The sequence below is a fragment of the Variovorax sp. AC194 genome, from assembly GCF_979257995.1.
On record NZ_OZ409823.1, the window covers coordinates 5683830 to 5699038 of the forward strand.

The window sequence follows — 15209 nt, forward strand, 5'->3', positions numbered from 1 at the left end:
CAAAAAAGGTAGCACAACGAGCCAAGAGCACGCCGCGGAGCCGGCAATTTCAGCTCAGGAATTGGAAGCGGATGGCGGCCGGCCCGCCTTAGCCTTGACCACGCGACGCTCGGTCGATTTCTGCAATGAGTCTAAAAAATCCCCATCGCCCGCCGCCCAGCCGCGCAATGTGGCTTCTGTGATCGCGGCCTGATCGGCCGCCCGCACCCCGCCGCGCACCAGTTCGACATACGCCGCCTCGCGCGCGAACGGCGTGTTGCCCAGTTCCCAGTACAGCGGATGCGGCGTGAGCAGCTTGTCGTGGCGCAGTCCCGCGTAGTGCCCGTGGCTCGACCACGGGTAGTCGCGGGCATCGACCGCCATGCCGGCGCGCACCGGGTTGAGGTCGATGTAGGCCATGCAGGTCATGAGGTAGCGATCGGTCTGGATCAGCGTCGACCTGTAGCGCCCCTCCCACAGGGTGCCGCTGCGGCCATGGCGGTCGTTGAAGTAGCGCACATAGCTGCGTCCCACCGACTGCATGAACTGCGGCAGGCCGGTGGTGCTGTTCGGCGTGGCCAGCAGGTGGAAGTGGTTGTCCATCAGCACGTAGGCGTGCAGCGCGATGCCGAAACGCGCGGCGTTGTCGGCCAGGAGGCCGAGCAGCTTTTCGTGGTCCGCGCGATCGACAAAGATCGGCTGGCGGTTGTTGCCGCGCTGGATCACGTGGTGCGGCATGTCGGCCAGCGTGAGACGGGGGAGTCGGGCCATGGAATGAAGTGACGCGCGAGGCTTGTATCCTAAGCGGCTGGTTTACCAATGCACCCAGGGAGGAACGAATGTTCAAGTTTTTCAAGGAACTGGTCGATACGGTGAAAGAAGGCATGGCCGAGGGACGGGCCGAGCTGGCCCAGGAAACAGCCGATCGCGAGGCCGCGCAGCAGGAAACCAATGCCGCGCTGGCAGCGCGCCTTGCGGCCTCCTCGCGCTTCGAGAACTTCGCCGTGGCGCTCGCCGCGGTGTACCGGCAGACCTTCGCGCCCGACCTCAAAGAAGCCCGCGAGGCGCAGCGCAGCGCCGTGCACCTGTTGTGCGTCGGCATTCCTCCCGATGAGATCGAGGCCTGGAAGAAGCTGCTGGCCCGCGACTTCTCGGTAACGAACGGCGACGAGGCCGAGTCCGCGGTGACGGAGATCGTCGACGGTCTCGCCGCGCAGGCCAGCAACGACGACCTGGCCCTGTGGATCGGCCGCGCCGCCCATCTGGCGACCGGCGCAGCAGCAGTCGGCCATTCGACTGCCGAAGAAGCATTGGACTGGCTGGAGCCTGCGGCGGAACTCGCCATCAAGCGCTTCAGCGGCTGGGACCACTACGCGCAGAGCTTCCTCGCCGGAGAGCGCAACGCGCCGGGCAGCAACATCGTCGGGCGCAAGCTGCTGGCCTCGGTGGCGGAGAAACTTCTCGCGGACGACCTCAGCCCCTGGAAGACAGTGGCGTGGCCGGCGCGTGATTCATTCGCCGACCTGGTGGCCTCGCGCGGGACAGCCCGCTCCGCCTAGCGTCCAGACGCGGACTCGTCAGCCGAGGCGAAACCGCGTGTCGCCCAGCGCATCGAGCCCGAACTGCGACAGCAGTTCGCCCAGCCGCGTCGCCGCGCTGGCTTTGCGCTGGCCGGTGTAGCGCGCCAGGATGAGTTCGTTCTTCATGCTGTGCTCCCAGCCCACCAATTCGGTGACCGTCACGCTGTAGCCATTGGCCTCGAGGTACAGGCAGCGCAGCACGTTGGTGAGCTGGCTGCCGATTTCGCGCGTGTGCAACGGGTGGCGCCACAGCTCCGCGAGCGGCGTGCGCGACAGGGCCAGCGCCTTGGTCTCGCGCAGGCATGCGGCCACTTCCGCCTGGCAGCACGGCACCAGCACCATGCAGCGCGCCTTCTTCGCGAGGCCGAAGGCGATGGCGTCGTCGGTCGCGGTGTCGCAGGCATGCAGCGCGGTGACCACGTCGATCTGCGCCGGCAGCTCGCTCGCGTTGGCCGACTCCGCCACCGTGAGGTTGAGGAACGACATGCGGCCGAAACCCAGGTGCTCGGCCAGCTTGCGCGAGCGCTCGACCAGTTCGGCGCGCGTCTCGATGCCGTAGACATGCCCGCCCTCGCGCGCCCTGAAGAACAGGTCGTAGATGATGAAGCCGAGGTACGACTTGCCCGCGCCGTGGTCGGCCAGCGTGGCCCCCGCACCCCCGTCCGGCAGCTCGCGCAGCAGTTGCTCGATGAACTGGAACAGGTGGTAGACCTGCTTGAGCTTGCGCCGCGAGTCCTGGTTGAGACGGCCCTCGCGCGTGAGGATGTGCAGTTCCTTGAGCAGCTCGATGGACTGCCCGGGGCGCAGCACCTCGGCCAGTTCGGCATCGGCCTTGGCGGCCTTGTTCGTCTTCGTGGCGTTGGCCGTGGCGTGTGCGTTCATGGTCGGGCGCTCCCTGGGCCCACGTCGAGCGCCGCCCAGCCCTCGGGGCCCAGCGCTTCGAGCGTCTCGATGTTGCGTTCGAAGATGGCCTCGGCTTCCGGAAACGCCTCGACCGCTCGGCTCACGCTGTCCTCGCGCAGCAGGTGCAGCGTGGGGTACGGTGCCCGGTTGGTCGCGTTCTCGATGTCGTCCGGCTCGGTGCCCGCGAACTGGAATTGCGGATGAAAGCTCGCGAGCTGGAACACGCCGTCAAAGCCCGCGCGGGCGAGCTTGCGTTCGGCGCGGCCGAGAAAATCGTTGAAGTCCAGAAAATCCGCCAAGGTGTTGGGTGCGATCAGAAGGGTCGTGTCGCGCACGGTGGCGTCGACGGCTGCGAGGTCATTGGCTTCGGCAAGAAGCGCTTCCATCAGCCCGGCTTCCTCGGTGGGCAGGTGCACGGCGTAGTGGATCTGCGCCTTCACATGCACCGCCTTGGCGAACGGGCACAGGTTGAGACCGATCACCGCCCGCTCCAGCCAGCGCCGCGTGTCGGCTTCGGCCTGAAAGGCGTCGATTGTCGCCGGGGCGGTCATGCCACCTCCGCTGCAGGGCGTATTCGGCCCAGGCGCCGTGCGACGGCCATGCCGGCCAGCGAACAGGCCAGCGTCGCGGTCCACGTCCAGTGCCAGCCGCCCACGCGGTGCGCCACCCAGGCGACCGCGGGCGGCGCGAGGAACTGTCCGAGCGACGAGGCCTGCTGCATGAGCCCCACCGTCGTGGACACCGTGGTGGGACTGGGCGCCAGCCGGACGCCGAGCAGGAACAGCGTGGCCGGCACCATGCCACCGCCGAGCGAGAAGGCGCAGACCGCGGCGTAGCGAAGCGCAGGCGGCAAGCCCAGCGCATCCGCGCCCTGCCCCACCTGCGCGAACGCGGCCACGCCACCCAGCGCCATCGCCAGGAAGCCCCATTGCAGCAAGCGCTCGGGCGCCACGCCCCGCTGCAGCCAGCGGCCGCCCGCGACGTTGCCGACGATGTTCATCGCGGCCGCGATCGCGGTGAGCACCGCGTTCCAGCCAGCCGGCACGCCCGCGCCGGCGTAGATGGCGGGGAGAAAACCGATCACCGCCATCCACTGGGCGGAATACACGGCGAAGGTCAGCGCGGTCAGCCAGGGTGCGCGCGCGCCGACGGTGGCGCGCAGGCGCGAGACCCAGCCTTCGCTCGCGCCGCTGGCCGCGGAGGGACGCAGCCGGTCTGCCGGCACCGCCGACCATACCCACAGCGCGGCCGCTGCCGACACGACCGACAGCGCCCACCACCAGTCGGCCCAGCCGCCCCAGGCGATCAGCGCGGGCCCCAGCAACAGCGCGAGGGCTACGCCAAGCGGCATGTAGGCGCCCCAGAGGCCGAGCGCGGCCTTGTCGGCGCCCGATGGCGTGAGGGCGCGGATCAGTCCGGGGCCCGGCATCACCGCCAGCAGAAAACCGATGCCTTCGATCGCGCGCAAAACCAGCAACCACTGCACCGCATGTGCCCCGCCGATGAGACCGGCGCCGACCGCGCCGCCGAGCAGGCTCGCGGCGGTCAGCACCACGAGCCCCGTCAGCATGCTGCGGCGCAAGCCGATGGTGTCGGCCGCAAGACCCGCCACCAGGCCCAGCGTCATGCTCGCCACCTGCACGAGCGAGAGCAGGAACCCCGCTTCGACCAGTCCGATGCCGAGCGAAGCCTGCAGCGCCGGCACGGCGGGCGGCAGCTTGCCCAGATGCAATGCGGCGCTGACGCCGCCCAGCATGACGGCGAAAGCCGCGAGCGGGACGCGCGGCGCGGGGTTCGCGCTCACGCGATGCCCCGCCGGCCGGTCAGCCGCTCGTGCTCGCGCATCGCGAAGCGGTCGGTCATGCCGGCGATGTAATCGGCCACGGCCCGGTGGCGGTCGCGGCGCTCGGCGTAGGAATCGGGCATTTCGGCGCCGCGCTCGAAGTACGCCTCGAACAGCTCACGCACTACCTGCTGGGCTTGGTCGGTCGTCTGCGTCACCTGTGGGTGGCGGTAGAGATTGCGGAAGAGGAAACGCTTGAGCTCGTCCGACTGGGCCCGCATGGTCTCGCTGAAGGCAACGATGGGCGGTGCACGGCGCACGCCGTCGGCATCGGCGGGCGCCAGCGTCTGCAGCGCGGCGCGCGTGGCGTCGATCACGTCATAGACCTGCGCGCTCAGCATGCGCCGGATGGTCTCGTAGAGCACGCGGCGCCCCTGGAGCTCGGGGTATTCGGACAGCGCCTCGCGGCGGTAGCGCTCGAAGAGCTCCACCTCGGCGAGCTGCTCGACGCTGATCAGGCCCGAGCGCACGCCATCGTCGATGTCGTGGGCGTTGTAGGCGATGGCGTCGGCCAGGTTGCACAGCTGCGCCTCGAGGCCAGGCTGCGTGCGGTCGAGAAAGCGGCGCGCCACCCCGTTCGGCTCGGCCGCCTCCAGCCGCTCGGCATTCGCGCGCGAGCAGTGCTTGAGGATGCCCTCGCGGGTCTCGAAGCTGAGGTTCAGGCCGTCGTACTGCGGATAGCGGTGCTCCAGCGCATCCACCACGCGCAGGCTCTGCAGGTTGTGCTCGAAGCCGCCGTGATCGGCCATGCAGGCGTTGAGCGCGTCCTGCCCGGCATGGCCGAAGGGCGTGTGGCCCAGGTCGTGCGCGAGGGCAATCGCCTCGACCAAGTCTTCGTTCAGGCGGAGGGCCCGTGCGATCGATCGCCCCAGTTGCGCGACCTCCAGCGAATGCGTGAGCCGCGTGCGGAACAGATCGCCCTCATGGTTCAGGAAGACCTGGGTCTTGTAGACCAGCCGGCGGAACGCCGTGGAGTGCACGATGCGGTCGCGGTCGCGCTGGAAGGCATCGCGCGTGGGTGCGGGCGGCTCGGCATGGCGGCGGCCGCGCGACTGCGCGGGGTGGCAGGCGAAAGCCGCAAGGCTCATTCCACGCAGCACTGCGCGAGCACGTCGCGCACCAGCGCGTCGGGCGCGCTGCTGACCGCGGCGGAACCGGGCTTGTCGATCACCACGAAGCGGATCTCGCCGGCTTCCGACTTCTTGTCGACGCGCATGAGTTCGAGATAGCGATCCGCGCCCAGCGCCGGACCGACGATCGGCAGGCCCGCGCGCTCGATGAGGCGGGTAAGTCGCTCGACGAAGGCCTTATCGACGCCGCCGAGCCGCTGCGACAGGTGCGCCGCCATGACCATGCCGCAGCCGACCGCCTCGCCATGCAGCCATTCGCCGTAGCCCAGGCCCGACTCGATCGCATGGCCGAAGGTGTGGCCGAAATTCAGGATGGCGCGCAAGCCTGTCTCGCGCTCGTCCTGGCCGACGACCAGCGCCTTGATCTCGCAGCTGCGCTTGACGGCATAGGCGAGCGCGGCCGGGTCGCGTGCGACCAGCGCATCGACGTTCTCCTCGATCCAGTCGAGGAAGGCCATGTCGTGAATCGGACCGTACTTGATCACTTCGGCCAGGCCCGCGCTGAGTTCGCGCGGCGGCAGCGTCTGCAAGGTGCTCAGGTCGCAGACCACCAGTTGCGGCTGGTAGAACGCGCCGATCATGTTCTTGCCCAGCGGATGGTTGATGGCCGTCTTGCCGCCGACCGACGAATCGACCTGCGCCAGGAGCGTGGTCGGCACCTGGACGAAGGGCACGCCGCGCATGTAGCTGGCGGCGGCGAAGCCGGTCATGTCGCCCACCACGCCGCCGCCCAGGGCGAACAGCACGGTCTTGCGGTCGCTGCCGTGGCCCAGCAGCGCGTCGAAGATCAGGTTCAGGGTCTCAAGGTTCTTGTACACCTCGCCGTCGGGAAGCTCGAGCAGGTGCACGGTACGAAAGCGATTCGCCAGCGCGGCCCGAAGGACCTGGGCGTAGAGCGGCGCGACCGTGGTGTTGCTGACGATCAACGCACTGGCCGCCGCGGGCGTGGCCGCGAAGCTTGCCGGATCGTCCAGCAAGCCGGCACCGATCAGGATGGGGTAGCTGCGCTCGCCGAGCTGAATGTCGACGCGTTCTGGCGGGGCGGAAAGTACGGGCTGTGCTGACAATGGCATGGCGGCGAGTTTAGGCGCTGCGGCCGGGTCGACTCAGGCGGCGGGCTCTTCGGGATGGGCGCCCGGCGCGACGAGGCCGGCGAGTTCGAGTTGCATCACGATGATGTTGACCAGCATGGCGATCGAGGGGCGGCCGGTATCGACCACGTCGTGGGCCGTCTCGCGGTAGAGCGGGTCGCGCGCGTCGTGCAGCTCGCGAAGCCGGCCCAGCGGATCGGCCACCTGCAGCAACGGCCGCTTGACGTCGTGGCGCAGGCGCCGGAACAGATCCTCGGGAGAAGAGCGCAGGTAGATCACGTGGAAGTGATCGCGCAGCTGACCGCGGTTAGCCTCGCGGAGCACGGCACCGCCACCGGTGGCCAGCACGCCCTGGGCGTTCGCGGCCAAGTCGGCGATGACGGTTTGTTCGAGATCCCGGAAGACCGCTTCACCTTCGCGGTCGAAGTAGTCACGGATCGAGCAGCCGATGCGCTGTTCGATCACGTGATCGGTGTCGATGAACGGAGTGTTCAGCCGCGCCCCCAGGCGCCGGCCCACTGCGGATTTTCCGGCGCCGGGCAAGCCGACGAGTGCGACCGCCACGCGGTGGCTGCTACGCCCGCGCGTCAGCGCGCGGCGTTGCGGTCGGTAATCATCTTTGGAGTGATAAAGACGAGCATTTCGGTCTTGTTGGCAACGCGTTCGCGCTTGCGGAACAGTGCACCCAGGTAGGGCACTTCACCCAGCACCGGCACGCGCGACTCGTCATTGGTTTCGGTAAGTTCGAAGATACCACCGATGACAACCGTGCCGCCGTTCTCCACCAGCACCTCGGTCTGCACGTGCTTGGTGTTGATGGCCGGGCCCGCCGAGGTGTTGACGCCGCGGGCGTCCTTGCTCACGTCCAGGGTCAGGATGATGTTGCCTTCGGGCGTGATCTGCGGGGTGACTTCGAGCTTGAGCACGGCCTTGCGGAACGAGATGGAAGTCGCGCCGCTGGACGTCGCCTGCTGGTAGGGAATTTCCTCGCCCTGTTCGATCAACGCCTTGGTCTGGTCGGCCGTGATGACGCGGGGGCTGGACACCAGCTTGCCCTTGCCGTCGGCTTCCAGCGCGGAGATTTCGAGGTTCAGCATGCGCGAGAAGCTCGAGTTGAACAGCGAGATCGCGAAATTGCCAGCCGCGTTACCCGTACCGCCTGCATCACCTGCGGGCAGGTTGATGAAGTTGGAGTTGGTCCACGTGGTATTCGCCGTGCTAGGCCCACCGTTGGTGCCCGGGGTAACGATCGGCATGACGCCAAGATTGCCGAAGGCCCGGTTACCTGCCGAGGAGGCAACACGTTCTCCGGCGATACCGCCTCCCAATCTCACGCCCAACGATTTGCCGAAGGTGTCAGACGCTTCGACGATGCGGGCTTCGATCAAGACCTGGCGCACGGGCACGTCCAGCTTCTGGATCAACTCAGTCACCTGGGCCAGGCGCGACGGGATATCGGAGACGAACAGTTGATTGGTGCGCGACTCGGCAATCACACTGCCACGTGGGCTGAGGATACGCGTCGTAGTACCGCCGCCACCGCCGCCACCGCTGCCGGCGCCAGTGCCGGTCAAACCTTGCGCAATGGCAATGGCCTTCGTGTAGTTCAACTGGAACGATTGCGTACGCAGCGGCTCCAGGTTCTCGATCGCGGCCTTTGCCTCGAATTCGAGCTTTTCCTTGGCGTTGATTTCATCCTTCGGCGCGATCCACAGCACGCTGCCGTTCTTGCGCATGCCCAGGTTCTTCGCCTGCATGATGATGTCCAGCGCCTGGTCCCACGGCACGTCCTTCAGACGCAGCGTCAGCGCGCCAGTCACCGAGTCCGAGGTCACGATGTTGAAGTTCGTGAAGTCGGCGATCACCTGCAGCAGCGAGCGGATCTCGATGTTCTGGAAGTTCAGCGAGAGCTTCTCGCCGTTGTAGCCCACCCCTTGGGTCAGCTTGGTCGGGTCGACCTTGCGGGCGCGGACTTCCACCACGAACTGATTTTCGCTCTGGTAGGCGCTGTGCTCCCAGTCGCCCTTGGCTTCGATCGTCATGCGCACGCGGTCGCCCGATTGCTGCGAAGTGATCAGCTGGACCGGTGTTCCGAAGTCGCCCACGTCAAGACGGCGGCGCAGGCCTTCGGGCAGCGTCGACTTGGTGAACTCCACCACGAGGTTCTTGCCTTGCTGCTTGACATCGACGCCCACCTGGTTGTTCGGCAGGTCGACGATGACGCGGCCCGTGCCGTCGGCGCCGAGACGGAAGTCGACGTCGCGCAGCGGCAGCGTGTCGCGGTTGCGGTTCTCGGCAAAAACGGTGGCCGAGGAAGCCGCCAGTGCCGTACCGGCCACTGGCTCGAGGATCACCAGCAGCGATTTGCCCTGGATCTCGGTCTTGTAAGCCGTGGCTTGCTTCAGGTTCAGCACCACGCGGCTGCGCTCACCGGCCTGCACCACGTTGACCGAACGCAGGTTGCCCTGGTTCACCTCAATGGCGGAGCGCCCGATGGCGTTCGTCACGCCAGGGAAGTCGAGCGCAATGCGCGCCGGGGTCTGGACGGCGAATCCGGCCGGCACCGCGGTGAGCGGCTGGGCCAGATCGATCCGGATCACCTCGGCGCCGGATTGCGTCGAGCTGGTGACAGCCTCGATCGCGTTTTGCGCATGGGCGACGGCAAGTGCACCGAAGGCCAGCAGACCCAGCCCGGCGGCGCGCAGCCACTGTGCCATCGTTGATTTTTTTTGGTTCATTTCGCACTCTCTTGCAGCTGCAATGTCGCCACGCGTTCGATCCATTCACCTCCAGCGTCTTGCACGATTTCACGCAAGGCGACTTCGGTTTCGTTGATACGGGTAATGCGCCCGTAGTTCAGGCCCAGGTATTCGCCGACGCGCACCTTGTAGAGCAGCTTGTCGACACGCACCAGCGCCACCGGCTGGCCGTTGCGATTCATGCTGCCGACCATGGCCATCGAATCGAGCGGGAAGGCTTCGAGCGATTCCTTGCGGCGCGCCAGTTCGGGCGCGATCAGCTCCGAGGTGCTCGGCTGGTTCGATTCGCGGCGCAGTGCCTGCGTCAGCTTCAGCATGTTGAAGGGCTCGAAAGACGCGCCTTCGGTGTAGGCCTGCGGCGTGAATTTCTTGGGCTCGGCGATCGGCGGCACCGAAGGCTTCACCTGAGCGCGCTGCTCGACCATCCAGCGTTGCAGGTCTTCCTGCCCCGAATCACAGGCGCTCAGGCCCGCCGTGGCCAGCATCAGCCACAGGACTTTGCTTGCGGCCCTCATTTCTTCGCCTTCGGCGCCGTGGCGCGTTTCTGGGCGGCCCGCTCGTCTTCATCGAGATAGCGGAAGGTGCGCGCGGTGGCGTCCATCGTCAGCACGTCCTTGTCCTTTTGCGGCGTGATCGTCACGTTGTTGAGCGTCACGATGCGCGAGAGGCTGGCAACGTCGGCCGCGAAGGCGCCCATGTCGTGATAGCGACCGGTGACGCGAACGGCGATCGGAAGCTCCGCGTAGTAGTCCTTCACCGAGATGGAGCCCGGGCGGAACAGCTCGAACTGCAGGCTGCGGCCAAGGCCCGCCTGGTTGATGTCCGAGAGCAGCGCGTCCATTTCGGCCTTGCTGGGCAGTTGTTTCTCGAGCAGGGTCACGTACTGCTGCACCTGTTCGCGCTGCTTTTTCAGCAGATCGAGGTTGGCCGCCTGGGCGACCTTCTTCTGGTAGTCGGCCTTGAGCGTCACTTCCTTGCCCCGCTCGCTCTCGAGCTGGTCGTTGGAGTTGGTGAGCCAGACGAACCACAGCGCCACGAGCACCAGCGCGGTCACGGCCAGACACAGCGCATAGCGCGGGACCGCCGGCCACATCGACGGATCGTTCGGATTGAGTCCGCGGAACTGCTCGCCGACGTTCCGCAGTGCGGCGCCAACGTCTACTTTTTGGGAGGGGCGATTGCTTGCCATGATCGGTTACCCCTTGGATTGCGCCGCTGCGGCCAGTGCCTTTTCGGCAGCTGCCTTCTGGGCATCGGTCGGTCGTTTCAGGCCGATGCGCATCGTGAAGCTCGCAACGCGACGCTGGTCGCGCTGGCTCAGGTTCACATTCGTCGAAGTGATCTCGACCAGTTCGGGCTTCACCAACCAAGGGCTGTTGTTACCCAGATTGCGCAGCAGTTCCGACACGCGCTCGTTGGACTGGGCCATGCCTTGCAACGTGACGGTCTGGTTGTCCTGTTTCATGCTGCTCAGGTAGACACCGTCGGGCAGTTGCCGGACCAGCTCATTGAACAGGTGCACAGGCAGGTTGCGGTCGCCCTGCAGGTCTTCGACGGCCTGCTGACGCGCGCGCAGGGCCGCAATTTCATCCTGCAGCGTCGATATTTCCTTGATCTCGACTTCGAGCTTCTTGATCTCGGCCTGCAGGAAGCCGTTCTTCGATTGCTGGGTCGAGATCTGCGCCTCGAACCAGAGGTAGCCGAGGCCCGCGATCAGGCCGCCCAACAGCGCAGCGCCGCCGAGCGTTCCGTAGAAGGCTTCGCGGCGCCGCTTGCGCGCGGCTTCGCGGTGCGGAAGCAGATTGATGAGGATCACTGCAGAAACCTCCGCATGGCAAGGCCGCAAGACGTCAGGTACGAGGGCGCTTCGCGCCGCACCTTTTTCTCGCGGATGCTCGGCCCGAAGTCCATGCCGTCGAACGGATTGACAAGCGAGCAGGCAAAAGAGGTCTGGCGGGTCACGGCACTGGTCAGGCCCGGCAGCGACGACGAACCGCCGGCCAGCAGCACATAGTCCACGCGGTTGTGCGGCGTGCTGGTGAAGAAGAACTGCAGCGCGCGTGCAATTTCCTGCGCGATGCTTTCCACGAAGGGCTTGAGCACGCCCGAGCCGTAGTCGTCGGGCAGATCGCCGCTGCGTTTCTTGGCTTCGGCTTCTTCTGCGGAAAAACCGTATTGACGGACGATCAGCTGGGTCAGCTGGGCGCCACCGAAGGCCTGGTCGCGGTCATACAGCACTTCCTGGTTGCGCAGCACCTGCATGCTGGTGGTGAAAGCGCCCACTTCGAACAGCGCCACGATCGAGTCCACGCCCTTGCCGGGCAGTTGCTCGATCAGGCGTGCGGTCGCGAGGCGCGAGGCATAGGACTCGACGTCCAGGATCATGGCCTTCAGCCCGGCCGCTTCGGCCAGGCCTTCGCGGTCTTGGACCTTTTCCTTGCGGGACGCAGCGATCAACACTTCCACATCGCCCGCGGAGGTGGTGCTGGGGCCCGTCACGCAAAAGTCGAGGCTCACCTCGTCCAGCGAGAAGGGGATGTACTGGTTGGCTTCGGACTCGACCTGGATCTCGAGCTCCTGCTCGCTCATGCCACCAGGAAGAATGATCTTTTTGGTGATCACCGCCGAGGGCGGCAGCGCGAGCGCGACGTTGCGCGTCTTGGTGCCGCTCTTGCGCACGACACGCCGGACGGCCTCGGCCACCTCGTCGAATTTCTCGACGTTGCCGTCAGTGATCCAGCCGCGCTCGAGCGGCTCGATGGCGCAGCGCTCCAGAACCAGCTTTCCGCTGGCATCACGGCCGAGTTCGACCAGCTTGACGCTGGACGAGCTGACATCCAGCCCGAGCAGGGGGGCATTCTGACGACGAAACAATGTTCCAAGAGCAGCCAAGTTAGGTCCCTCTCCCCCTGTATTTGTAACCAATGGAAAAATATGCGTTCGGTTGCACTCTAGCAGCAGGCGTAACGCCAACCAAGCAACGCAGGGGGACAAAACGGACAACCGTTGTCAAAACCTGACGTCAAAGCCGCATTCTGTAACTTTTGGATTAGGACTGCACGCGGAAACAAAGATCGGATCGCGCGGGAGGGGCGGCTTTTTATAATGTCCGGTGACTCTCCGGCCCTCCATGCAAGAAACTTCACGCCCCAAAGGGCCAGCCAAGACCCCTCCTCCCGCACGCCCAGCCTGGCTCCGATGGCTGTTGCGCATCGTGTTCTGGGGGTTCGGCATTGCCGCGGCCGGTGTGCTGTCGGTCCTGTGCGTGGTGGCGGTGGCCCTGGCGGTCGCCTATCCGAACCTGCCGGACATCTCGGAACTCTCCGATTACCGGCCCAAGCTGCCGCTGCGGGTTTTTTCCGCAGAAGGCACGTTGATCGGCGAGTTCGGCGAAGAGCGCCGCAACCTCACGCCGATCGCCGCCATTCCGAAGGTGGTGAAGGACGCGGTCCTCGCGGCCGAAGACACGCGCTTCTACGATCACGGCGGCGTCGACTACAAGGGCATGGTCCGCGCGGGCCTGGCCAACCTGAACCGGGTGAAGAGCCAGGGCGCCTCGACCATCACGATGCAGGTGGCGCGCAACGTCTACCTGAGCTCCGAGAAGACGCTGACCCGCAAGGTCTACGAAGTGCTGCTCACCTTCAAGCTGGAGCACCTGCTCAGCAAGGACCAGATCTTCGAGATCTACCTGAACCAGATCTACCTGGGCAACCGCGCCTACGGCTTCGCCGCTGCGTCGGACGCGTATTTCGGCAAGCCCCTGCAGGAACTGACGATCGCGCAGGCCGCCATGCTGGCCGGCCTGCCCAAGGCACCGGGCGCGAACAACCCGGTCAACAACCCGCAGCGCGCGCGCGGCCGCCAGTTCTATGTGATCGACCGCATGCAGGAAGCCGGCTTCATCACCGCCGAGCAGGCAGCCGAAGCCAAGAAGGAAGAGCTGCACCTGCGCGATGCCGCCGACCCGAACCGCCTGCATGCCGAGTACGTGGCCGAGACCGTGCGCCAGCTGATGTATGCGCAATACGGCGACAGCACCTACACGCGCGGCCTCAAGGTCTACACCTCGCTGGTTGCGGCCGATCAGGCCGCCGCCTACAAGGCGCTGCGCAAGGGCATCATGGATTACGAGCGCCGCCAGATCTACCGCGGCCCGGAGAAGTTCGTCGACCTGCCGACCGACAACAAGGACCTGGACGAAGCCGTCGACGATGCGCTCACCGACCATCCCGACAACGGCGACGTGATGGCCGCCGTGGTGCTCAAGGCCAATGCCAAGGAAATCACCGCGGTGCGCGGCAACGGCGACCCGGTGCAGATCACCGGCGAAGGCCTCAAGCCCGCGCAGTCGGGCCTCTCCGACAAGGCACCGCCCAACATCAAGATCCGCCGCGGCGCGGTGATCCGCGTGGTGAAGACGCCCAAGAACACTTGGGAAATCACCCAACTGCCCGAGGTGGAAGGCGCCTTCATCGCCATGGACCCGCGCGACGGCGCCATCAAGGCATTGGTCGGCGGTTTCGATTTCGGCAAGAACAAGTTCAACCACGTGACGCAGGCCTGGCGCCAGCCGGGCTCGAGCTTCAAGCCGTTCATCTACTCGGCGGCGCTGGAGAAGGGCTTCACCCCCGCCACGGTCATCAACGACGGCCCGCTCTTCTTCGATGCCGGCACCACCGGCGGCCAGCCCTGGGAGCCCAAGAACTACGGCGGCGGCTACGATGGCCCGATGTCGATGCGCACGGCGCTGATGAAGTCGAAGAACCTCGTGTCGATCCGCATCCTGCAATCCATCGGCACCCGCTATGCGCAGGACTGGATCACCAACTTCGGCTTCGACAAGGACAAGCACCCCGCCTACCTCCCGATGGCGCTGGGCGCGGGCGCCGTCACGCCGATGCAGATGGCGGTGGGCTACTCGGTGTTCGCCAACGGCGGCTACCGCGTCAATCCCTACCTCGTGACCCGCATCACCGACCACAAGGACAAGCTCCTGGTCGACAAGCAGCCATCGCTCCTCAACGAGGCGAACCGCGCCATTCCCCAGCGCAACGCCTTCATCATGGACACGCTGCTCAATTCGGTGGCCCGTGCCGGCACCGCCGCCAAGGCACAGGCCACGCTCAAGCGCGTCGACCTCTACGGCAAGACCGGCACCACCAACGATTCGCTCGATGCGTGGTTCGCGGGCTTCCAGCCCACGATGACGGCCATCTCGTGGATCGGCTACGACACGCCGCGCAACCTGGGCGACCGCGAAACCGGCGGGGGCCTGAGCCTGCCGATCTGGATCAACTACATGGAGACCGCCATCAAGGGCGTGCCCGTGACCGACCTGTCGACCACGCCGCCCTCGGGCATCGTGAACGTGGGCGGCGAGTGGTACTACGACGACTATGCGCCGGGACGCGGCGTGGCGAGCCTGGGGGTGGAAGCGGCAGCGCCCGTGGCACCGGTCGAAGCCCTGACCGGTGTGCCGGTGAGCCCGCCGGCGCCGCCGGAAGAGCGCAACCGCATCCTCGATCTCTTCCGGAACTGACGACGACGAATCGGTTGATCAGCCGGCCGCGAACGCCAGCGGCTGGCCCGCCTGCAACGTGGCCTCGCGCGAGAGGTTGCCGAAGAACTCCTCGCCCGTCTTGGTATCGACCCATGCCCGGCCGTCGTGCCGGTAGTGATAGCCACCGGACCGCGCGGCCAGCCAGATTTCCTGCAGCGGCTTCTGCAGATTCACGATCAGCTGGCTCCCGTTCTGGAAGGACATCGTGATCATCCCGCCCACCCGTTGGTTGTCGATGTCGGCGTCGGTCGCGTCGTTGATGCGGTCGCAGGCTTGCTCGATCGCAGCGAGCGCTGATTCGGCGCGGTCCATGTACTCGGTGTCGGTCATTACAATTTCGTTATGTTGAATGTTCGCCAAA

15 protein-coding genes are annotated in these 15209 nt (G+C 66.2%); 2 read left to right on the forward strand and 13 right to left on the reverse strand.

Going from position 1 to position 15209, the window contains the following annotated elements:
- Positions 1-54 precede the first annotated feature (54 nt).
- Entirely contained in the window at positions 55-750 is a 696-nt protein-coding gene (locus ACZYRS_RS27005; protein ID WP_463421670.1) for a transposase, read from the reverse strand.
- A gap of 68 nt (positions 751-818) precedes the next feature.
- Between ACZYRS_RS27005 and ACZYRS_RS27010 the strand changes: the two genes are divergently transcribed.
- A complete protein-coding gene (locus ACZYRS_RS27010; RefSeq protein WP_463421671.1) occupies positions 819-1538 on the forward strand; it encodes a DUF1266 domain-containing protein in 720 nt (239 codons plus the stop codon).
- Between the two features lie 18 nt (positions 1539-1556).
- Here ACZYRS_RS27010 and ACZYRS_RS27015 read toward each other — a convergent pair whose 3' ends face one another.
- The 11 genes from ACZYRS_RS27015 to ACZYRS_RS27065 are packed head-to-tail and all read right to left on the reverse strand — an operon-like array spanning position 1557 to position 12177.
- Positions 1557-2441, reverse strand: coding sequence for a class I SAM-dependent methyltransferase (locus tag ACZYRS_RS27015; RefSeq protein WP_463421672.1), 885 nt, complete (start codon positions 2439-2441; stop codon positions 1557-1559).
- The gene (locus tag ACZYRS_RS27020; protein ID WP_463421673.1) at positions 2438-3013 is read right to left on the reverse strand and encodes a DUF1415 domain-containing protein; all 576 of its coding nucleotides are present in this window, start codon (positions 3011-3013) and stop codon (positions 2438-2440) included. The genes ACZYRS_RS27015 and ACZYRS_RS27020 overlap by 4 nt, the downstream gene beginning before the upstream one ends.
- Positions 3010-4218 (reverse strand): MFS transporter, encoded by a 1209-nt coding sequence (locus ACZYRS_RS27025; RefSeq protein WP_463422545.1) that lies wholly within the window; start codon positions 4216-4218, stop codon positions 3010-3012. Before ACZYRS_RS27025 ends, ACZYRS_RS27020 begins: the two co-directional genes overlap by 4 nt.
- A 44-nt stretch (positions 4219-4262) precedes the next feature.
- Positions 4263-5393, reverse strand: a complete 1131-nt coding sequence (locus ACZYRS_RS27030; RefSeq protein ID WP_463421674.1) for a deoxyguanosinetriphosphate triphosphohydrolase — start codon at positions 5391-5393, stop codon at positions 4263-4265.
- On the reverse strand, positions 5390-6508 hold the full coding sequence (gene aroB, locus ACZYRS_RS27035; protein WP_463421675.1) for a 3-dehydroquinate synthase: 1119 nt from the start codon (positions 6506-6508) through the stop codon (positions 5390-5392). Before aroB ends, ACZYRS_RS27030 begins: the two co-directional genes overlap by 4 nt.
- A 33-nt stretch (positions 6509-6541) precedes the next feature.
- Positions 6542-7090 carry a shikimate kinase gene (locus tag ACZYRS_RS27040; RefSeq protein WP_463421676.1) on the reverse strand — a complete coding sequence of 183 codons (549 nt, stop codon included), beginning with the start codon at positions 7088-7090 and terminating at the stop codon, positions 6542-6544.
- Between the two features lie 23 nt (positions 7091-7113).
- Complete coding sequence (pilQ, locus tag ACZYRS_RS27045; protein WP_463421677.1) at positions 7114-9264, reverse strand: type IV pilus secretin PilQ; 2151 nt, start codon at positions 9262-9264, stop codon at positions 7114-7116.
- On the reverse strand, positions 9261-9800 hold the full coding sequence (locus tag ACZYRS_RS27050; RefSeq protein ID WP_463421678.1) for a pilus assembly protein PilP: 540 nt from the start codon (positions 9798-9800) through the stop codon (positions 9261-9263). The genes pilQ and ACZYRS_RS27050 overlap by 4 nt, the downstream gene beginning before the upstream one ends.
- The gene (locus tag ACZYRS_RS27055; RefSeq protein WP_463421679.1) at positions 9797-10474 is read right to left on the reverse strand and encodes a type IV pilus inner membrane component PilO; all 678 of its coding nucleotides are present in this window, start codon (positions 10472-10474) and stop codon (positions 9797-9799) included. Before ACZYRS_RS27055 ends, ACZYRS_RS27050 begins: the two co-directional genes overlap by 4 nt.
- Before the next feature lie 6 nt (positions 10475-10480).
- The gene (locus tag ACZYRS_RS27060) at positions 10481-11101 is read right to left on the reverse strand and encodes a PilN domain-containing protein (protein WP_463421680.1); all 621 of its coding nucleotides are present in this window, start codon (positions 11099-11101) and stop codon (positions 10481-10483) included.
- Positions 11098-12177, reverse strand: coding sequence for a pilus assembly protein PilM (locus ACZYRS_RS27065; RefSeq protein ID WP_198788862.1), 1080 nt, complete (start codon positions 12175-12177; stop codon positions 11098-11100). Before ACZYRS_RS27065 ends, ACZYRS_RS27060 begins: the two co-directional genes overlap by 4 nt.
- Before the next feature lie 238 nt (positions 12178-12415).
- On the opposite strand from ACZYRS_RS27065, the gene ACZYRS_RS27070 reads away from it, so the two are divergent.
- Entirely contained in the window at positions 12416-14827 is a 2412-nt protein-coding gene (locus ACZYRS_RS27070; protein ID WP_463421681.1) for a penicillin-binding protein 1A, read from the forward strand.
- A gap of 18 nt (positions 14828-14845) precedes the next feature.
- Here ACZYRS_RS27070 and cyaY read toward each other — a convergent pair whose 3' ends face one another.
- A complete protein-coding gene (gene cyaY / locus ACZYRS_RS27075) occupies positions 14846-15178 on the reverse strand; it encodes an iron donor protein CyaY (RefSeq protein WP_198788789.1) in 333 nt (110 codons plus the stop codon).
- Positions 15179-15209 lie beyond the last annotated feature (31 nt).